General features: G+C 69.6%; 15 protein-coding genes and 2 pseudogenes. 5 read left to right on the forward strand and 12 right to left on the reverse strand.

Annotation, left to right across the window (positions count from 1 at the left end; genetic code table 11):
• Nucleotides 1–124: 124 nt before the first annotated feature.
• A complete protein-coding gene (locus tag ACZ68L_RS37055) occupies nt 125–778 on the reverse strand; it encodes a response regulator (RefSeq protein WP_469586479.1) in 654 nt (217 codons plus the stop codon).
• Nucleotides 775–1731: a HAMP domain-containing sensor histidine kinase gene (locus tag ACZ68L_RS37060; protein ID WP_469586482.1), complete on the reverse strand. Its 957-nt coding sequence runs from the start codon at nt 1729–1731 to the stop codon at nt 775–777. The genes ACZ68L_RS37055 and ACZ68L_RS37060 overlap by 4 nt, the downstream gene beginning before the upstream one ends.
• A gap of 563 nt (nt 1732–2294) precedes the next feature.
• Here ACZ68L_RS37060 and ACZ68L_RS37065 point away from each other — a divergent pair.
• Nucleotides 2295–2671, forward strand: a pseudogene (locus ACZ68L_RS37065) (hypothetical protein); the annotation flags it as partial.
• Nucleotides 2672–2697: 26 nt separating this feature from the next.
• Here ACZ68L_RS37065 and ACZ68L_RS37070 read toward each other — a convergent pair.
• From ACZ68L_RS37070 to ACZ68L_RS37090, 5 genes are all read right to left on the reverse strand, one after another.
• Nucleotides 2698–3228, reverse strand: a complete 531-nt coding sequence (locus tag ACZ68L_RS37070; protein ID WP_469586485.1) for a hypothetical protein — start codon at nt 3226–3228, stop codon at nt 2698–2700.
• The gene (locus tag ACZ68L_RS37075; RefSeq protein ID WP_469586488.1) at nt 3225–4658 is read right to left on the reverse strand and encodes an ATP-binding protein; all 1434 of its coding nucleotides are present in this window, start codon (nt 4656–4658) and stop codon (nt 3225–3227) included. Before ACZ68L_RS37075 ends, ACZ68L_RS37070 begins: the two co-directional genes overlap by 4 nt.
• Nucleotides 4655–5338 (reverse strand): response regulator, encoded by a 684-nt coding sequence (locus ACZ68L_RS37080; RefSeq protein ID WP_469586491.1) that lies wholly within the window; start codon nt 5336–5338, stop codon nt 4655–4657. Before ACZ68L_RS37080 ends, ACZ68L_RS37075 begins: the two co-directional genes overlap by 4 nt.
• A gap of 65 nt (nt 5339–5403) precedes the next feature.
• Entirely contained in the window at nt 5404–7065 is a 1662-nt protein-coding gene (murJ, locus tag ACZ68L_RS37085; RefSeq protein WP_469586494.1) for a murein biosynthesis integral membrane protein MurJ, read from the reverse strand.
• Nucleotides 7062–8228 (reverse strand): lipid II:glycine glycyltransferase FemX, encoded by a 1167-nt coding sequence (locus tag ACZ68L_RS37090; protein ID WP_469586496.1) that lies wholly within the window; start codon nt 8226–8228, stop codon nt 7062–7064. Before ACZ68L_RS37090 ends, murJ begins: the two co-directional genes overlap by 4 nt.
• Before the next feature lie 226 nt (nt 8229–8454).
• Here ACZ68L_RS37090 and ACZ68L_RS37095 point away from each other — a divergent pair, with 226 nt between their 5' ends.
• A complete protein-coding gene (locus tag ACZ68L_RS37095; protein ID WP_469586499.1) occupies nt 8455–9669 on the forward strand; it encodes a L,D-transpeptidase in 1215 nt (404 codons plus the stop codon).
• A 142-nt stretch (nt 9670–9811) separates the two neighbouring features.
• Here the strand turns inward: ACZ68L_RS37095 and ACZ68L_RS37100 are convergent, their stop codons facing one another.
• Nucleotides 9812–13204 (reverse strand): S8 family peptidase, encoded by a 3393-nt coding sequence (locus ACZ68L_RS37100; RefSeq protein ID WP_469586501.1) that lies wholly within the window; start codon nt 13202–13204, stop codon nt 9812–9814.
• A gap of 452 nt (nt 13205–13656) precedes the next feature.
• A complete protein-coding gene (locus ACZ68L_RS37105) occupies nt 13657–14685 on the reverse strand; it encodes a TrmB family transcriptional regulator (protein ID WP_469586504.1) in 1029 nt (342 codons plus the stop codon).
• 398 nt (nt 14686–15083) lie between these two features.
• On the opposite strand from ACZ68L_RS37105, the gene ACZ68L_RS37110 reads away from it, so the two are divergent.
• From ACZ68L_RS37110 to ACZ68L_RS37120, 3 genes and pseudogenes are all read left to right on the forward strand, one after another.
• Nucleotides 15084–16040, forward strand: coding sequence for an ATP-binding cassette domain-containing protein (locus tag ACZ68L_RS37110; RefSeq protein WP_469586507.1), 957 nt, complete (start codon nt 15084–15086; stop codon nt 16038–16040).
• Complete coding sequence (locus ACZ68L_RS37115; RefSeq protein WP_469586509.1) at nt 16037–16693, forward strand: hypothetical protein; 657 nt, start codon at nt 16037–16039, stop codon at nt 16691–16693. Before ACZ68L_RS37110 ends, ACZ68L_RS37115 begins: the two co-directional genes overlap by 4 nt.
• A 303-nt stretch (nt 16694–16996) precedes the next feature.
• A pseudogene (locus tag ACZ68L_RS37120) lies at nt 16997–17375 on the forward strand (acyl esterase); the annotation flags it as partial.
• A gap of 58 nt (nt 17376–17433) precedes the next feature.
• Here the strand turns inward: ACZ68L_RS37120 and ACZ68L_RS37125 are convergent.
• The 3 genes from ACZ68L_RS37125 to ACZ68L_RS37135 are packed head-to-tail and all read right to left on the reverse strand — an operon-like array spanning nt 17434 to nt 19875.
• Nucleotides 17434–18306, reverse strand: a complete 873-nt coding sequence (locus ACZ68L_RS37125) for an amino acid ABC transporter permease (protein WP_469586511.1) — start codon at nt 18304–18306, stop codon at nt 17434–17436.
• On the reverse strand, nt 18303–18947 hold the full coding sequence (locus ACZ68L_RS37130) for an amino acid ABC transporter permease (protein WP_469586514.1): 645 nt from the start codon (nt 18945–18947) through the stop codon (nt 18303–18305). Before ACZ68L_RS37130 ends, ACZ68L_RS37125 begins: the two co-directional genes overlap by 4 nt.
• Nucleotides 18948–18963: 16 nt before the next feature.
• The gene (locus ACZ68L_RS37135; RefSeq protein WP_469586542.1) at nt 18964–19875 is read right to left on the reverse strand and encodes a glutamate ABC transporter substrate-binding protein; all 912 of its coding nucleotides are present in this window, start codon (nt 19873–19875) and stop codon (nt 18964–18966) included.
• Between the last annotated feature and the right edge of the window lie 8 nt (nt 19876–19883).

Below are 19883 nucleotides of genomic sequence, written 5' to 3' on the forward strand. Positions count from 1 at the left end.
GTGTCCTGATGTGCCCGTGCATTGCGATGTGAGGCCGGCGCACGGGGCGCCGGGCTGACGTCGGCCCGACCGGAAGAATCGGTCCGGCCGACGAGTCCTTGAGGTGGTGGCGTCGCAGGCGGTGCTATGGCTCGATCAGGCCGGTCCTGATGGCGTAGCGGGTGAGCTCCACCCGGTCGCGCATGCCCAGCTTCTGCAGGAGGTTGGCCCGGTGCCGGTCGACGGTCTTGACGCTGATGACCAGCAGCTCGGCGATCTCCTTCGAGGAGCGGCCCTCGGCGACGTGCTTGAGGATCTCTTCCTCGCGCTCGGTGATCAGCTTGCGAGGAAGCGGCTCCCCGCGGCGGATGAGGTCCAGGTGGTGGCGGATCAGCGCGGTCTCCGTGCCCGGGTAGAGGAACGGTTCGTCGCGTACGGCCGCCCGGCAGGCATCCACGAGGTCGCGATCGGCGACCGACTTCAGGACGTATCCGCAGGCGCCGACCTTGAGGGCCTCGAAGAAGTACTGCTCGCTGTCGTGCATGGTCAGGAACAGGATCTTCACGTCCGGCCGTGCCCTGGCCAGCACTCGAGCCGCCTGGAGACCCGTCATGCGAGGCATGGCAATGTCGAGAATGGCGAGATCGGCGACTGTGTCTTGAGCCACCTCGATGAGGTGTGCGCCGTCGCCGGCTTCACCGACCACGGTCAGGTCCGCTTCGGACTCGAGGACGAGGCGTACGCCGCGCCGTACGAGGGCGTGGTCGTCGGCCAGCAGGATGCGCACAGGGTTGATCACGGGGTACCGCCCGTCGATGGCGGGACGCGGAGCCGGACGGTGGTGCCGCCCGGCTCGTGGGGACCGAGGGTGAGTGTCGCGCCGAGGAGGAGGGCGCGCTCACGCATGCCCTGTAGACCCGCCCCCTCCGCTGCCCGCTGGATGCCTGTGCCGTTGTCGCTCACCGTCAGTTCCACAGCACCCAACCCCGCCGAGCGGAGTTCGAGCTCGATTCTGCTCGCGCGGGAGTGGCGGGCTGCGTTGGTCATGGCCTCCTGGGCCACGCGGTAGAGCACGAGCTCGGCCTCAGTCCCGAGAGCCGGCAGCGAGCTCTCGATCCGTTGTCTGACGGTGACGCCAGGCGCGGAGAATTCCGATACGAGGGCCCTGAGCGCGATGGGCAGGCCGAGGTCCTCCAGAACGCCCGGTCGCAGTCTGCGGGCGATGCGCCGCACTTCGTCCAGACTGCCTCGTACCGTCTCCTGCGCGGTGATGACCTCCTCGTGCAGCGCCGCCGGCACGCGGTCAGCGAGGCTCTTGAGTTGGAGGAGCACAGCGGTCAGGGTCTGCCCGACTTCGTCGTGCAGTTCGCGGGCGACCCGTCGGCGCTCCGACTCCTGCGCCGACAGAACACGGCCGCTGCTCGCGGCCCGCTCGGCCTCCAGACGGCCGAGCATGACATTGAACGTCTGGGTCAGCTCCGCCAGTTCGCCGCCCCCTGTGACCCGGGCGCGCCGCCCCGGCTCCTGCAGATTCGCATCCACCATCGCCTTGGTCAGACGCTTCAACGGGGCGAGCTCGATGCGAAACAGCAGCGCGTCGACCACCAACATCGCGATCAGCCCGCCGCACAGTACCAACGCCTCGCGGTCGAGGACCGGGCTGGACACCGTGACCCACGGCCCCATCAGCAGCCCGGTCGCGAGCACGAGTACGACGGCGTTCGACAGGAACATCCGCCAGAACAGCGACACGCCCCGTCTCCCCCTTGCCCCGGTCGGTGTCTTTGACGCGGCATCGGACGCCCCTGATTCGGGGCCCCGCTTTCGGAGCAAGCCTTGTCGACCTCGATCGACGATTCCATACATGCTGCCACCCATCTTTCGATCTGGCGCGTGACGCTGACGTGGCCCCCCGCTGGGGCAACTTGCACGCAGCGAACGCGCCCGCCCGCTGGTGATCGAGGGGATCACGGCAGTGGCCGAACAGGTTCGGGTCAGCGCATGCTTCCACTGCCGCATGGCGCTGAGGGGTGGGCGCTGAGCATGCAGTTCGTTCCTGGTCGCGCGTTTCCACAAGGTGCCTCGTCGTCAGCTGCCGGGAGCGGGGCAAAGGCCCGAGCGGCGCTCGATCTCGAACTCCGTTCACGCTCACCACCCGGATCAGCCAGTACCGCGAGCGCGGCATCTCCACGGCGGCGGCCAGGGCTACAAGAGGCACTGGGCCGCCGGCCATTGTGCGGGCAGGGCTAGGGTAAATCGCACATACGTCGGATCGAGGAACCACACACGGGTCTTGTGTCATTCGATGACGAGTGGGTCGGCAGGTGAACACCGATCCGGAGCCCGGCCCCGACCGGGGCGCCTTCCAGATCGGTGTGGAGCGCTACCGGGCGGAGAAGGGCATTGCCGAACATGTGCTGCCAGTGAGGCTGACGATGAGTCAGGAAACAACGTGCCCGGACTTCCTGTTCTGCGGACAGCAGGCGATCACCAACCAGGCGGCCCCCGCTATCTGCCCCGCAACTACGAGAAGCTCGGCCGCAAGCACGGCAACACCACGTTCTGCCTGCTGCTGAAGGTGGTCAACTCCCAGGCGTGCGGGCCCGATGTGGTGGAGATCGTCACCGATGTGACACGGGCCGCGCAGGCTCCCGTGCCGGCACCGCGCAATGCGCACCGGGCAACGTGCTGATCCCCGCCCCGCGGACCGGGCGGGCGTCAGACGGAGCAGTGGGCCGGTCCGATGACACCGTCGGTGCCGATCACCTTCACCGCCGCGCTCCGGTCCGCGGTCCGGGCCTGGGCGGCCGTGCAGATCAGCTGCTGCCGGGCGACCTCGGAGAATTCCGAGACGGCTGTGTCCACCCGGACTGTCACCCCGTCCGGCTCCAGAGTCAAGCCCAGTGTCCGGGTGTACGGCAGTTCGGAACGCAGGCCCGCGTCGGCCTCGGCCTTGGTGGGTCCGCCGAAGAGCATGGCCACGGCCTTGTCGGAGCCTCGCCACGCGCGCACCGCGCCCCCGGTGCCGGCATCGCCTTCCGTCGTCAGGTCGACCTGACGCACCACCGGCATCAGCCGGCTCGCGGAGGACGAGGACACGAAGTAGAGCAGCGTGCCCTCCGGGCCGCCCGGCGCGACGTCCACCGTCGCCGGGTCGCCGACCTCGACGACGTCCGTCGCCTGTATCCCGCAGCCGGCCACCGGCAGCACGAGGGGCAGCAGGAGGCCGAGGGCGCGGATGCCTCTCACTGCCCCTCCAGCGGGAGTTCCACCGTGAGGACCGCGCCGCCCCCGGGCGCGTTGGCCGCGTGCACGGTGCCGCCGTGCAGCCGCACGTTCTCCTGGGTGATCGCCAGGCCGAGCCCACTGCCCGCCGAACGGGTGCGCGCCGCGTCGGCCTTGTAGAACCGGTCGAAGATGTGCGGAAGCACTGCCGGGTCGATACCGGGCCCGTTGTCCGCGACTTCGGCCACCAGCCAGGAGGCCGCGCCCCGCGATTCGGTCCGCAGTCGTACGGTGACGGGCCGCGCACCGTGCCGCAGGGCGTTGCCGACGAGGTTGGCGACGACGACGTCGAACCGACGCGGGTCGAGCACCGCCCTTACTCCGTCGGGGAGTTCGGTGTCCACCCGGTCCTCCCAGTGCCTGCTCTGCAGGGTCTTGCGGATCGTCTCGGCGACATCGACCTCGTCGAGGTGGAGATCCGCCGCCTTCGCGTCGAAGCGGGAGATCTCCATCAGATCCTCGACGAGGGTGGCGAGCTTCCCCGTCTCGGCACTGATCAATCGGACGGCCGCCGCGGTGTCGGTGTTCAGCTGGGCGGCGTCCTCGTCGAGCACCTCGGTGACGGCGAGCATACCGGCGAGCGGGGTGCGCAGCTCGTGCGAGACGTCCGAGGCGAAGCGTCTGGCCCGCGCCTCCGCCCGCCGGAGCTCCTCCACCGACTCCTGGAGCTTTGTCGAGGATTCGTTGAACGTCCAGGCGAGCTCGGCGAGTTCGTCGGATCCCCTGACCTCGATACGGGTGTCGAGCTCGCCCCGGCCGATGCCCGCCGCCGCCCGCCGTAGATCGCGTACCGGGCGCAGCACGCTGCGGGCGGCGAGCAGCGCGGGCACGAGCGCGATCAGGAGTGCGGGCAGGGCACCGTCGCGGGCCGCGGTGACCATGGCCTTGACATTGGCCTCCTCGGTGGTGAGCGGCATCACGGCGTAGAGGACGAGCCCGGTGGGCTGACGTCCGTCGCCCCGGTCGAACACAGCGGGCATCCCGACGGTCAGCCAGGGTTTGCCGCCCTTGACGACCCGTTGGAAGGAGCCACGTGCGTTGCCGCGGACGGCCTCGCGCAGTGCGGGGGTGATCACGTTGGAGGTGGGCCGGTCCGACGAGGAGACCCGGATCTTCCCGTACTCGGCGAAGACACGCGTCTGCGGCCTGCCCTCCCTGGCGAGTTGCTGGCAGTTCCGCCGCAGTTGTTCCTCGTCCACGGGCAGGGTCACGGCCAGCGCACCGATCCGGTCGCGGAACTGGTCGACGGCCGTGTCCTGGGCCTGCTGGAGGATGGCGGAGCGGGCCTCGCGGTAGGTCAGGGTCGCGGTGGTGACGGCACTGATCGCCGCGACCAGGAGAAAGGCGGCTATGAGGCGGGTACGCAGTCCGAACCGGGCGGCGAAGAGCTTCACGCGAGCGGCCCGAAGCGGTAGCCGAAACCGCGGACGGTCTGGATGTAGCGCGGGCTGCCCGCCACGTCCTCGATCTTCTGCCTCAGCCGCCGCACGCAGGCGTCGACCAGCCGGGCGTCTCCGTGGTAGCTGTGCTCCCAGACGCATTCGAGGAGCTGCTGCCTGCTGAACACCTGCTCGGGCGAGGCCGAGAGATGGAGCAGCAGCTTCAGTTCGGAGGGCGCCAGGAGGATCCGCTCCCCCGCCTTGGCGACCGAGAGACCGGCGCGGTCGACCGCCAGTTCGCCGTGGTGTTCGAGGCCGCTGCGCCCCGTGGGCTCGGCGAGCCTGCGCAGTACGGCACGGATCCTGGCCTCGATCACCTCGGTGCGGGCGGGTTTGACGATGTAGTCGTCGGCCCCGGCCTCCAGACCGACGACCACGTCGAAGTCGTCGCCGCGCGCCGTGAGCATGATGATCGGGAGCTGGCTGGTCTCCCGGACCCGCCGGCAGACCTGGACCCCGTTCATGCCTGGGAGCATCAGGTCGAGGAGCACCAGATCGGGCCGGAACTCCCCCAGCGCGGCCAGCCCCGCCTCACCGGTATCGACGGCCCGCAGTTCATGGCCGCGCCGCCGCAGCCCCAGCTCGACCCCTTCCCGTACGGAGGGGTCGTCTTCGATCAGCAACACGCGAGGCATGGCAGCAGTATCCCAGCGATCAAGGAGTGGATTCGAACCGGTGAGCGGGCCGTGCGCCCGGCGGATCAGGCCCGCCGCAGCCGCCCGCGGCCCGCCGCGATCAGGGCGCTGATCTCGCGCAGCCGGAGCGGCCGGGCCAGCAGCGCGACCGTGAGCAGGAGCACGGCGGTCCCCGCCCCCACGGCCGCGAAGTCACCGAAGCCCTCGCAGGCGCGAGCGGCCAGGTATCCCAGCAGCCCGGCGGGGACACTCGCCACCACCAGCCGCAACTGCGCCCACAGCCCGGCCGAGCGCAGCAGCGAGGGCCGGGCGGCGGCGCCGGCGCAGACCCTGCGGTGCAGCACGTACGCGGTGACGCCGAAGCCGGCGAACAGTGCCACCGAGTACGCCCCGGCCATCCCGGTCACGGCCCAGCGGACCGGCAGCAGCTGATACGCGACGACACAGAGTCCGGCGTTGAGCGTCGCGATGACCAGATTGAGGAGGAACGGCGTGCGGGTGTCGCTCATCGCGTAGAACGCGCGGGAGAGCACGTACTGCCCGGAGTAGGCGATCAGCCCCGGCGCGAACGCCATCATCATCCCCGCCATGGCCGTGATGTCCGCGGCGCCGGTGCGCCCGTATCCGTACACGGCCCCCATCACCCACGGCGCGAGCGCGAACAGCACGGCCACGGCGGGCACCACGGCCGCGGCCGAGGTGCGCAACGCGTACGAGACATCGCGCCGCACACCCGTCAGGTCGTCGTCGGCCGCCGACCGGCTCATCCGGGGCATCAGCGCCGTGACGAGGGAGACGGTCACGATGCCGTGCGGCACCACCCACAGCTGATAGGCGTAGCTGTACGCGGTGTAGCCGACGCCGCCCGCCACGTGCTGTTCGACGGCGTGCTGGCCGGTGGCGGTGGAGAGCCGGGTGACCACCCAGTAGGCGATCTGGTTGGTCAGCACGAGCATGACGAGCCAGCCGGCCGCGCGCAGCGGCCGGGTGAGACCGCTGCCGCGCCAGTCGAACCTCGGCCGCCAGCGGAACTTCGCGGCGCGCAGCGCGGGCACCAGGGCGAGCGTCTGCACCGCGATCCCGGCGGTGGTTCCCCAGCCGAGCCATTGGGCCTGTGCCGAGGTCAACGTACCGTCGGAGCCTGTCGCGACGCCGAGATAGATCCCGAACACCGCGATGATCACAACGTTGTTGAGGACCGGGGTCCACATCATCGCGCCGAACCGGTCGCGGGCGTTGAGCACTTGGCCGAGCAGGGTGAACAGTCCGTAGAAGAGGATCTGCGGCAGGCAGTAACGGGCCAGGGCGATGGTGAGATCGGCCTGTTCGCCGTGGTAGTCGGGGGCGTAGACCGAGACGATCCACGGTGCGCCGACGACGGTGAGCGCGGTGAGGGCGAGGAGCCCGATCGTGCAGAGGGTGAGCAGCCGGTCGGTGTACGCGGCTCCGCCGTCGGCATGGTTCTTGGCGGCCCGCACCAGCTCCGGGACGAAGACGGCGTTGAGCGCGCCGCCGATGAGCAGCGTGTAGAGGATGTTGGGCACGGTGTTGGCGACGGTGTACCCGTCGGCCTGAAGTCCGGTGCCGAGCGCGGCGACGACGACCGCCGAGCGTACGAAGCCGGTCGCCCGGGAGACGACGGAGCCGGACGCCATGACGGCGCCGCTGCGCAGCACCGAGCCGGACGTGCGTTCCGCGGCCTTGGAGGCCGCCTCGGTGGCCGTCATCGGCGGGCCAGGTACGCCTGGAACGCACGGTACAAGGTGTTGTTGGCGGCTCCGCCCACCGACGTCTCCCACTCTCCGAGGGTCTCGACGACCTGGCCTCCGGTGCCGAGCTTCCAACGGAGCAGCCCGAAGGGGCGGTCGTCGGGGTCAAGGGTGGAGGGTACCCCGCGCATGTCGTGCACATCGGCACCGAGCCCATGGGCGTCGAGCATCATCTTCCACTGCAGCGCGTTGCTGGGACGGACCTCTCGGCGGTGGTCGGCGGAGGCACCCGTCTGGTACCAGACCCGCCGACCGGTGCTGATCATGGTGTGGGCGGCCAGGATCTCGCCCTGGTGGACGGCGAGGTAGAGCCTCATCCGGCCGGGCTGCTCGGCGTTGAGTACGGCGTACTGCCGCTGGTAGTACGCGAGGGAGCGGCCGAGCCGGAAGCCGTCACGCTCCTCGGTGATCCGCAGCAGCCGGTGGAATTCCGGGAGTTCGGCCTCGCTGCCGATGACGATCCGCACCCCGGCCTTCTGTGCCTTGCGGACGTTGCGGCGCCACTCCTGGTTGAGTCCCGACCACAGTTCGTCGGGGGTCCGCCCGGCGAGCGGGACCCGGAAGACGTAGCGCGGCTGCGCGTCGGCGTCCTCGCCCCCGTCGCCGCCGCAGCGGCGCCAGCCGCGGGCCCGGAGCCGCTCGGCGACGGCCGTGCCGAGTGGGTCCACCTCGGTGGCGAGCACGTCGCCGATCCTCCGGCCGGGGCCGGTGGCCGCCTTGAGGCGAGCGATGTCCCAAAGGCGGTACGCGGGTGAGGGGCCGATCCGTACGGCGAAGGCGCCCGCCTTGCGCAGGCGGGCCACGAGCGGCCGCAGCCAGCGGTCGATGTCGGGGTCGGCCCAGTCGGCCACCGGGCCCTCGGGCAGATAGGCGAAGTACTTGCGGGTTCCGGGGAATTGCCGGTAGAGCACCAGAGCGGCTCCGGCCAGTTCGCCGCGGTCACTGTGCCAACCGACCGTTTCCGAGGTCCACTGGTCCTTCACTCCGGCCCAGGACGGATACTGCAGAAAGCTCGCCTCCGTGCGGGTGGCGACGAATGCCCGGTGCTCGGCGGCGGTCAGGCCGCATATCCGTAGCTCCTGGTCGCGGCTGCGGTCCCCGGTCGCGAGCAGTGCTGACATGTTCGTGGCCCTCCCTGGTCCGCCCCGCTGTCGGCTCCCGCGGGGCTGCACAGGATGCTCACAGCGGTCCGTGACGGAGCCGAGCGGCGTATGTGACCGGACGATGACCGTTGCGCTGCGGTCCATGTCACACAGAGGATTTCCTGGCATTCGGCCGATTTGTGGAACCTATCTTCGGTTGTAACGCCTCTTCACCGATGAGAAGCAATGCCATGGAGGTTTTCCGTTGTTCTCCGCACGCCGGCGCATACGCCGTACCGCCCCGCCCGTCCGCCCGGTCCGGCTCACCCTGATCGCCGGCACCACGGTGCTCGGCGCCACGCTCACCGCCTGCTCCGGCGCCTCCGTGTCGGACTCGGGCAAGGGGGCGACCGGGGTCGCACCGGCGCACGACACCAGCATCTCGGTGAACTTGAAGGGCGCCGAGGCCGCCCCCGGTCGGCCGGTGACGGTGACGCTCGGCGCCGGAAAGCTGAAGAAGGTCACGGTGAACGCGACCGAGGGCGACGCGCTCACCGGCCGGATATCCGCCGACGGCAAGAGCTGGACGTCGGACCGGCCGGCCGGGCCCGGCACCACGTACAGCATCGAGGCGAAGGACACCGAGGGCGGCAGCGACAAGGCCGGCTTCACCACCGCGGCGGCCGAGAAGGTCAACAAACTGACGCTGGCTCCCGGCAAGAACACCACGGTCGGCATCGCCCAGCCCCTGTCGATCGTCTTCGACAACCCGGTCAAGGACAGGGCCGCGGTGGAGAAGGCCCTGAAGGTCTCCACCTCGAACAACACCGAGGGCTCCTGGGGCTGGCTGCAGGACTACTCCGGCAAGGACCGCGTCGACTGGCGGCCCAAGGAGTACTGGAAGTCCGGGACGAAGGTCACGCTCGACGCCGACCTCAACGGCATCGACTCGGGCCCGTCCGGCGGCTGGTTCGTCCGCGACTACAGGACCACCTTCGCGATCGGCGCCGATCAGGTGGTCAAGGTCGACCTCGACCGGCACCGGCTGGCGCTGAAGCGGGACGGAAAGACCGTCATGGACGTGCCCATGTCGGCGGGCACGCCGGGCGGCGAGAAGGCGTCCTGGCGCGGCACGGCCGTACTGATGGCCAAGGAGGGCACGATCAACATGCGCTCCGAGACGGTGGGTCTGGGCGACGCCTACGACAAGATGGTCGACTCGTCGATGCGGCTGACCTGGTCGGGGATGTACGCCCACGCGGCACCGTGGAACGCCGCCTACTTCGGTGTGGCCAACCACAGTTCGGGCTGTGTCGGCATGAGTGACACCAACGCCGCTTCGCTGTACCAGCAGGTGCGGGTCGGCGACCCGTTCGAGATCACCGGCGCCGACGCCAAGGGCACGGTCGCGGAGGGCAACGGGTACGGGGCGTGGAACGTGTCCTGGGCCGACTGGCAGGCGAAGAGCGCGCTGAAGTGAGCCGCAGCGCGGGCAAGCTGGCGGTTTGCCAGGTATACGGCGATCCGCACCTCTGCCCGCACCCGGTGAACACGGGCGCGGGCAGCAGGTGGGTGGCCGGGCGGGCCCCCGTCAGGGGAGAGCGTCCGGCCCGACCGGATGGTTACCGAACGTCGTAGGCGCGGGTGATGGTCTGGGTGACCGCGTTGCCGTTGGCGTCGGTGAAGGTGGCCTTCGTCATGACCTGCTTGCCGGCGGCGCCGGTGTGGTCGAGGACGGCCGTCCACTTGCCGTCCCGCTGCTGGGTCGGCGCCTGGGTCCAGGTGCTGCCGCCGTCGTAGGAGTAGGACAGCGAGGCCGACGTGATCGCGCCCGGGGTGTACCCGGCGTGGCCCTCGACCGACAGGCCGACCTTGATGCCGCTCTGCGCGGGCAGGGTGTTCATGCCGTCCACCGGCAGGTCGTACGCCGGGGCGAGGATCGGCAGGCCGCGCGAGTAGACGTCCGGCTCCCGGTGGGAGCGGAAGCTCCACGTCGTGGTGACGGCGGTGGAGCGCAGCCAGTTCCGGTCCGAAGTGTCGATCTTCTCCAGGTTCTGGGTGAGCTCGTACGCGGAGTCCTCGTCCGGCACCTGGAACACGTCGTACGGGTAGCTGCTCCTGGCGATCTGCTCACCGTTGCGCTTCAGCAGCAGGTTGCCGAGGTCGCCGAACGACCCGCCGTAGGACCAATGGTCACCGGAGCCGTCGACCCAGAGCGCGTTCTGGAATCCGATCCGGTCGCCCTGCCGCTCGGCGGCCAGCATCAGCTTGCCGTCGGCGTCGCGCGCCGCGGCCGGCCGCAGGGGGCCGCCGTACCACGCCTCGGTACGCCGCTCTCCGGCCCGGTAGGTGCGCTCCTGGTCGCTCATGAACGCGGCGAACGGGAAGCTGGTCATCGCTCCGTGGTACCAGGCGTCGTCGCCGGTCGTGTAGTAGGCGGTGCGGGTGGCGGGCACGTGGACCTGGCCGAACGGGCTGACGGGGACGTAGGCGCCGCTGTTGCCGCCGGCGGGGCGGATGAACATGGCGTCGATGTAGTCGGCCTCCTTGCCCATGGCGTGCCACCTTTCGGTGACCTGGGCCAGCTTGGAGTCCTTGGGCTTGTAGACCTGGTCGGAGTGGAGCGGACCCCGGGTCGGGAACGACAGGTTGTAGACGTAGGGCGAGCCGTTCTCGGCGCCGGTCGCGCGCCAGGTGGGCCGGAACTCGAAGGTGCCGTTCTCGGCGCGCCCGTCGACGTCCGCGTAGAACTTCTGGACGGTGTTGCCGGCCATGAGCGATCCGGATATCTGCCAGGTGTCGTCCCACGTGCGGGCGTAGCTGAACGTGGTGTTGTTCACCGTCGAGGGCCGGTCGGTGCGCAGGCTCAGCCGGTGGGCCTTGCGGGCGTCGAGGACGACGGTGGTGTCATGGGTGATCCGCAGCTGCGGGTTCGCCAGGTAGCTGACCGACTCGGGCGCGTTGTTCGCGTCGTTCGTCCCCACGAAGCTGCTGAGGGCGTAGTCGCCCGGGCGCACACGGTACGTCTGGTCCGTCGCGCCGTTGTTGATGCGGCGCTCGCCCTTGTCGGTGTCGAGGCTGACCAGGTCCAGGGAGGAAGGGCCGGCCGCGGGCTTGCCGTCGCGGTCGATGACCTTGACCCGGAGGGTGACCGTCTCCGGCTGGACGTGGAGCGTGACGGGCACGGAGACGTGCGCATCGCCGCCGGTGGCCAGGATCCGGCCGGTGACAGCGCCGTACTGGCCGGCCTTGAGGCGGGCGGTGGGGTCGATCCGCAGCGGCACCTGAACGGTGGCCCCCGCGGGGACGGTCACCCTGCCCTGCTCCAGCTTGATGATGCCCGAGTTGACGTCGCTGCCGTCGTTGCCGTGCACACCGCTGACCTTCAGGCTCAGGGTGAGGTCGCTGCCGCTGGTGTTGGTGAAGGGCACCTTCACGGTGGTGCGGTCCGAGGCGTCCTGCGGCCAGTTGTAGCTGCCGGCCTGGACGGCGGGCGCGGAGAGCACCTTCTGGTTCACCGCGCCGAACACGTCGAGCACCCCGCCGCCGGTCTGGTCGGCGCCGGCGACCTTGCCGCCGGTGCGGGCGGAGGAGACCAGGGCTGCCTTGATCTGCTGCGCGGTCCAGTCCGGGTGGGCCTGGCGGACGACGGCTGCGGCGCCCGCGACATGCGGGGTGGCCATGGAGGTGCCGGACATCGTCTGGTAGGCGTAGACTCCGCGGCCGCCCGCATTGGCCGCCGAGATGTCGACGCCGGGGGCGGCGATCTCGGGCTTGAGGGTGTGGGTGACGGCCACCGGACCACGGCTGGAGAACTGCGCGGTGGTGTCGTCGCGGTCGACGGCCCCCACGGTCAGCACGCTGGGCACGCAGCCGGGCGAGGAGACGGTCTCGGTGCCCGGACCGGCGTTGCCTGCGGCGACGACGAACAGGGTGTGGCTGTTCTGCGAGAGCTGTTTCGTGGCCTGGGCCATCGGATCGTTGCAGTCGCGGATCGTGGGATTGCCCAGGCTCATGGAGACGACGTCGGCCTGCTGGTCGACGGCCCACTGCATACCCGCGATGATCCAGGAGTCCATGCCGTAGCCCTGGTCGCTGAGGACCTTGCCGATGAGCAGGGAGGTCCCGGGGGCGACGCCCTTCTTGCGGCCGTCACTGGCCGCTCCGGACCCGCCGACCGTGGAAGCGGTGTGGGTGCCGTGACCCACCCGGTCGTCGGTGGTCTTGGAATCCGTGAAGTTCTTGGACGCGGCGACCCGGTTCACCAGGTCCGGGTGCTCGGCGTCCACGCCCGTGTCCAGCACCGCGACCTTGGTGCCCTTGCCGTCGTAGCCGGCCGCCCAGGCCTCCGGCGCGTGGACCTGCGCGGTGGACCGGTCCAGCGTGCCCTCCACCTTGCCGTCCAGCCACAGCTTCTTCAGCGTGGCGGCAGCACGTGAGCGGGTGTCGGTGATGTCCTGCCAGAAGGCGGCGGCAGTGTCCTTGCCGGCCTTGAGCGCGACGCCGTCCACGGCCGGGAGGCTCAGGCCCCGCTCGGCCCCGCGAGGGGCCGCCGGCGCGCTGTCGGCAACGTTCACACCGTTCTGATAAGTGGCGATGAGCGGCAGCGTGTCGGTATGCGCGTCGTCGTATCCCTGGCGGATGAGCCCGGTGACATTGAACAGCTGCTCGTCGACCTTGCCCTCGGCGACCGCCCGGGAGGCGTCCTCCGGGTAGACGTAGAGGTCCTTGCCCATCTGGTAGGTCTGGACCATCGGCTGCGTGCCGTCCTCGCGGGGCAGCACGGCCGCCGAGCTGTGGCCCGACGCGTCCGTGGTCACCAGCACCTTGTCGCCGGTGACGAGCGTGACCGACACCTGCTTGCCGCCCTTTGCCGTGGCGCCGCTTCCGACGACGGGCCTCTTCCCCGAGGCACCGTCAGGCGGCGAATCCGCCGCCCCGGATGGCGTGACCGCCGTGACGGCCAGGACGGCGGCGGTCGCCGCGCCCAAGGCTATACGCGTTGAATAACGCATGAATCTCCCTACTCGAAGGCGTGAACACGCCTTGCTGCGGCTGCAGCCTGGCAGACACGGAGATTGCGTAGGGATGCCGTACGTGGCGGGTTTCCCACGTGTCGGATTTCCGTCACGCGGTCACATCGATTGCTGCGTCGGCCCGGTAGGGCCTCGGCCCGGCAGGTGGGTGTTGCCCGCGGGGCCGACGCTCACCGGCACGATCGCCGGTGTCGTCGTCGAGGCCGCCGCCATCGCGATTCGTTCCTCGTCCCGGGACCGCCGAGAGCCGACGGTGATTCGCTCGGTCATCCGTCGGCATGGGTGCGCGCGCCGCCGCTGCGGTGGATGCCTCCAACCCGGATCGCCGGCCGGCCGGCGGTGAAGCAGGAACCTGCCGGGAGTTGGCGGCCGCCCTCGCGGGGTGAGGACCAGCAGCCAGAGACTGAACGGCCATCAGGCCGAGGAGGAGGTCAGAGCCAGCCCGCACGTGCGGCGTGCCACCCGAGTTGCAGGCGCGAATCCGCTCCGGCAAGGTCCATCAGACGGCGTGTCCGCCGCTCCACGGTGCGTATGGAGAGGCCGAGTTGGGAGGCGGCCCGCCGGTCGGAGATACCTGCCAGCAGCAGAGCGAGAACCTCCAGTTCCCCCTCCGACGGCTGCTGGTCGGTCACCGGCTCCACGCGTAGACCCGTGGAGGTGTTGTACAGCGGCCAGGCCTGGGCCCACTCCTTCTCGAAGAGGTGGACCAGAGCCGTCAGCAGGCCGCTGCGGTGCACCACGATGGCGCTCGGTTCGGCGCCGGAGTCCGCCATGTCCAGTGGCACCATGGCACGCTCCCGGTCCGACACGACCATCTTCAATGGCAGCGAGTCGACCATGCGAAGCTCAAGACCCGCCGTGATGGCCGCCCGGACGTCCCGCGCCACCTCGGGACCGTCGAGATAGCTCTTGGCAGCCACGACCCGGAAGTCGACTCCACGGTCCAGCGCGGAGTTCTCCGACATGTCGGCATCCTCGCGCGGCACCGCGATGGGCACGCCGACGAGGAAGACCAACAACTCCCGCTGGGCGCCGCGCTGCAGTTGGTGGAACCGGTGCGCGACCTGATCCACGCCGACGACCACCTCCACGACGCTGCCCGCGGGGTGTGCGGCGGTACTGCGGTACTGCTCGGTCAGCATCGAGAACGCGGTCTCGGCCCGGTGCAGCGCGTTGCGCTGCTCGACGAGGAGCGGAGCCAGGGCCACCGAGGGTGGTGTGAGCCGGTAGCGGGCGGGCTGGAGGCCGGCCCCGCAGACGGCCGGGTCGGGCGCCCCGCTCCCGGCCTCGGTGACGACCGCCACCAGGCCACGTGCCACCAGGTCGACAAGGATGCGGGCCGTCTCGGTCCTCTCGATTGCCGTCTGCCGGGCGAGCTCCTGCGCGGAGGCTGTCGGGCGGGCCAGCAGTGCCGTGTAGACGGCCTCTTCGGCCGGGCCCAGTCCCAGCGCCTGCAGCATCCGGCTCCTCCTCGGGCGGCCGCCGTGTCCGGCCCCGGCGCGGCTCGCGTGGACCGAGCGGAATCTTCTCAGCCCAACCCTATCCCGCCGTCAGGATGTCGCCGTTGGGGGATTGCCCGGCGGCACGATGGCCAGATCGATGAAGTCCACCTGCGACCCGCCCGGTTGCCTTTCGAAGGGGCGGAACACATCGACATGCCCCACCCCCGCTTTTCCGGACTGAGGAATTGATCACGAGGTGGTCGTGCTGCTTGGCGGCGTGTTACGAGGTACTCGGCGCGCTCGTACGACAGCCGACCGTGGCCGGTGTGGGGCAGAGGCCGACTTCCCGAGTGTGCGAGGCCGCGTAGCCGCAACAGTTGACCCTGACGCAGGGGCAACCTCTCAGCATGGTGGGCATGACTACGAGAACCAGTGCGATCGAGGTCGCCGGGCTACGCAAGTCGTACGGCGACCACGAGGTGGTCGCCGGAGTCGACCTGACCGTCCCCGCAGGCACCGTCTACGCCCTGCTCGGACCCAACGGGGCCGGCAAGACCACGACAGTCCGGATCCTGTCCACGTTGCTCCCCGCGGACGCCGGTGAGGCTCAGGTCGCCGGGTACGACATACGCCGTCAAGGCGACCAGGTGCGTGCGTCGATCGGAGTGACCGGGCAGTTCTCCGCCGTGGACGAGTTACTGACCGGGCGGGAAAATCTGCGGCTGATGGCCGACCTCGGTCACCTCGACCGGCACCATGCGGAGAGCAAGGTAAAGCAACTGCTGGAGCGGTTCCACCTGGCTGATGCCGCCGACCGGCGCGCGGCGACGTACTCCGGCGGTATGAAGCGGCGGCTGGACCTGGCAATGACCCTGGTTGCAGGGCCGCGGCTGATCTTTCTCGACGAGCCGACCACCGGGCTCGACCCGCGCAGCCGCCGTGACCTGTGGGGGATCGTGCGAGAGCTGGTGGCCGACGGGGTCACCGTTTTCCTCACTACCCAATACCTGGAGGAGGCCGACCAGCTCGCCGACCGGATCGGTGTGCTCGACGGGGGCCGGCTGGTCGCCGAGGGCACCGCGGCCGCGCTGAAGCGGCTGGTCCCCGGCGGTCATGTCGAGCTTCAGGCCGCCGACAGTGAGCGGCTGGCCGAGTTGGCGCGCCAGTTCCCCGAGGCAAGCCCGAACGCCGCGTCGCTCACCGTGACCCTGCCGCACGACGGCAGCCTCACCACACTGCGACGGCTGTTGGCCGGGATCGACGACGACGCGGTCACCGGGCTCGCCGTGCACACCGCTGACCTGGATGACGTGTTCCTGGCTCTCACCGACCACTCCACCGCCGACGAGTCTCCCGAGGGGGTGCCGGCATGAATACCGCGACGTATGTCGTCCGCGATTCGGCGACCATGCTGCGCCGCAACCTGAAGCACATGGCCCGGTATCCGTCGCAGACGCTGATGCTGATCGGCCTGCCGCTGCACCTCGCCGAGGCCGGGGTCCCGCTGGCGCGCGTGCGGGAGCTGCTGCAGGCCGACGAGGAGGAGTTCGCCGCGGCAGTCGCAGATATCGACAAGCGGCTGAGGGCGGAGATCCGGGAGCGGCAGCAACACCGCGAGCGGATTGTCCAGGTCGAACGCGACGGCTGGATCCCGCTGGCCGCGCGCTCACCCGGGCGCGTCCCTGAGTGGACGGCACGCAAGCGGGAGCAGATCGCCGACCCGCAGATCATCGACTTCTATCTCACCCTGAGCCAGGCTCTCGACCGCACCGACGGCGACCCACTGCTGGTCGAACCGGCCGACAAGCTGGCCGCCTGCATCACCCAGATGGCCAACGAGCAGGGCGAGTTCTACGTCGACGACACCGACATCGAGCCATCGTTCGCCCAGCTGCTGGACACGCATGTGTTCGACATCCTGCCGCCGAGCCGTCGGCTGATCGAGCTGCTGACGAAGCGAGGCTGGACCGGCTGGACCAAGCTTGAGCGCGTGAACCCAACACGGGGTGCGGCCGGAACACGGTAGGAAGACGGACATCAGGCGAGTGCTCGTTCAACTCCGTCGCCCTCCTTGTTCGTTCGGATGCGCAACGTCTATCGGCCAGGCCGGTTGAGGGACGTGCTTCGGCTCGGCGAATCCTTCGGTAGTCCGGTCAACACCTCCGTGGCATGCGCCCACGCGGAGCAGCTCTTCCGGGTACACAGTGCGTATACGACGTATACCCACTGGACCCCCTCGGACGGCCTGCCTGATGGCAGGCGAACGGCCACGCATAGCAACATCCCGCCTCGGTCGTGACATCCCGCCGGCGGGCCGAGCAGCCGACGGGCACGCGTCCGGCGCTCCGTGGCGTACGCGTCGAAGCAGCGCATCCGGGGCGCGGCCAGGCTCCCCACCACACCGGCCGGCGACGAGAAGAGCGGCACCTTCGTCGCGCGTCTCTGCGACGAAGGCGCCGCTCGGCTTCGGCAAGCTGGTCGGCAACGCCCCCTATACCTTCCACGGACAGACGCCGGGCCGGCCGTTGCCCGCAGACCCGGAGCTGTTCTCCACCGCCTACGACGTCCCGGCCCGTCGCCGGCCCGCCCTGGTGATCGACACGGTCTACCCGACGTGCATCGAGCACGACCCGACCGGCTCGCAGCTGACCTTCTCCTCGCGCTCGGCGGACCCGTCGTACGTGTCCGTTCCCCTGTGCGAGAAGTGATCACCGGCTGCTGCCGGGCGGGCACCGCTCCTCGGGACCGCCTCGCGGCGGATCCCGGCTACTGCGCTCCCGGCAGCAGCGTTCCTGGTTCGGCCGGTGCGACCTCCACGGCCTTCGTCTTCGGATTGCGCCGCTCCTGCTTCGCCACCCAGGTCGCGAACCAGGAGAGCAACATGCACATCCCGATGTAGATCGGCGAGATCACCATCACCACGGGGATGAAGGGAAGATCGTAGTCGAGGTTGGACGCGATGAGCTTGCCCGCGTGGAGGAATTCCTCGTAGGTGATCAGATAGCCGAGTGAGGTGTCCTTCAGCGCCACCACCAGTTGGCTGATGATCGTGGGCAGCATGGCCCGCACCGCCTGCGGGGCCAGTACGTACGTGGTGACCTGCGTCTTGCGCAGCCCCAGCGCGTACGCGGCCTCGCGCTGACCCCGCTCCACCGAGTTGATTCCGGTACGGAACACCTCGGCCAGCACCGAGCCGTTGTACAGGGTCAGACCGGTCACCAGCGCGGGCAGCGGCTGCACCTTCAGCGCCACGAAGATGAAGAAGATCATCACCAGTACCGGCATCGCCCGGAAGAACTCGACCAGGAGCGTCGAGACCCAGCGCACGGCCCGGTGGACGGAGAGGCGTCCGACGGCGAGCACCGCCCCGAGCACGAGGGAGAGCACCGCGGCGTACCCGAACGCCTTGAGGGTGTTGCCCAGTCCGCGCAGCAACAGCTCCTGAATACCCTTGTACTCGAAGGGAGCCCACTTGGCGGCGGTGAACTGCTGGGTGTCGAAGAGCAGATAGACGACCCAGCCCACCAGCGCGAGGATCAGTGCCGTCGAGGCGATCCCGTACACCCGGTGGCGTTTGCGGGTGACCGGTCCCGGGATGTCGTAGAGCGCGGTGGCGGACGGCGGGGTACGGGTGGTCATCGGGCGACTCCCCAGCGCTTCTCCATCATGTGGAAGAGCGCACTGATGGACAGGGTGATGATCAGGTAGCCGACGGCGATCCAGACGAAGGTCCAGATGATGCTGTACCCCAGCTCGTTGAGGGTCTTGTAGGTGCCGAGCAGTTCGGTGACGCTGAACGCCCCGGCGATCGCCGAGTTCTTGGCGAGGGCGATCAGTGTCGAGCCGATCGGTGGGATCACCGAACGGAACGCCTGTGGCAGCACGATGTGGTTCAGCGTCTGGCCGAACGTCATGCCGAGGCTGCGGGCCGCCTCGCCCTGTCCCGTCGGCACGGTGTTGATGCCGGAGCGCAGCACCTCGCAGATGAACGCGGAGGTGTAGCAGCCGAGGGCCAGGACGGCGAAGACCTTGAAGGGAAGCACCAGGCCGAAACGCGGGAGTCCGAGCAGGACGGCGAAGAAGAGCAGCGTCAGCGGGGTGTTGCGCAGCACCGTCACCCAGACCGTGCCGAGCACCCGGAGCGAGCCCACGGGAGCCACCCGGCAGGAGGCCATGAAGAAGCCGAGGAGCAGGGCCAGGATCGAGGAGTAGACGGTCAGTTCGACCGTGCCGAGGAAGCCCTTGCCGTAGAGCGAGAAATTCTGCGTGAGTACGTCCATGTCGGTCCCCGCCCTCTCAGGTCGCCGGGTAGCGGTCGATGGGCGGCGGGGTCGGCGCGGGCACCCCGGACAGACCGAGCGTGGCCTCGAACGCCTTCTTCCAGTTGCCGTTCCTCTGGTTCGCCTCCAGGGCGTCGTCGAGGGCGAACCGCAGCGCGTTGTCGCCGCGCGGCACGCCGATGCCGTACGGCTCCTGGGAGAAGGGCTTGCCCACCACCTTCAGTTCCTTGGGCGCCTTGGCGGCGAAGCCCAGCAGGATCGCGTCGTCGGTGGTGACGGCGTCGACCTGGTACGTCAGCAGGTTGTCGACGCAGATCGAGTAGGTGTCGTAGGCGACCAGGATCGCCTTCGGGTAGTCGGCGGCGATGCGTTGGTACGGGGTCGATCCGGCGGCCGAGCAGACCGTCCTGCCGGCCAGGTCCTGCGGGCCGTGGATGTCGTGCTCGTCGGTGCGCACGAGCAGCGACTGCCCGGCCATGAAGTAGGGGCCGGCGAAGCCGACGAGCTTCTTGCGCAGGTCGTTGATGGTGTAGGTGCCGACGTAGTAGTCGATCTGGCCGTTCTGCAGAGCCGTCTCGCGGTTGGCGGAGGCGATGGTCCTGAAGCGGATCGTCTTCGGCTCGAAGCCGAGCGAGGCCGCCATCATCTTGGCGATCTCGATGTCGAAGCCCGAGTAGACGCCGGTGGCCGGGTCCTTCTCGCCGAGGTAGGGCTGGTCCTCCTTGGCCCCGACCCGGAGGTACCCCCGCTTCCTCGCCTTCGTCCAGGTCGGTGATGCGGGGAGCCGGAAGTTCGTGTCGACCTTGTAGACCGGCAGTTGATCGGCCTTCGGGCCCTTCACCGGCGGGCTGCCCTCCTTGCCGCAGGCGGCGGCGAGCACGGCCAGCAGGAGACCGGCGCAGGCGGCCAGGACCTTTCTCGTACGCAACACGGAGC

The organism is Streptomyces sp. NPDC104309 (assembly GCF_055584025.1).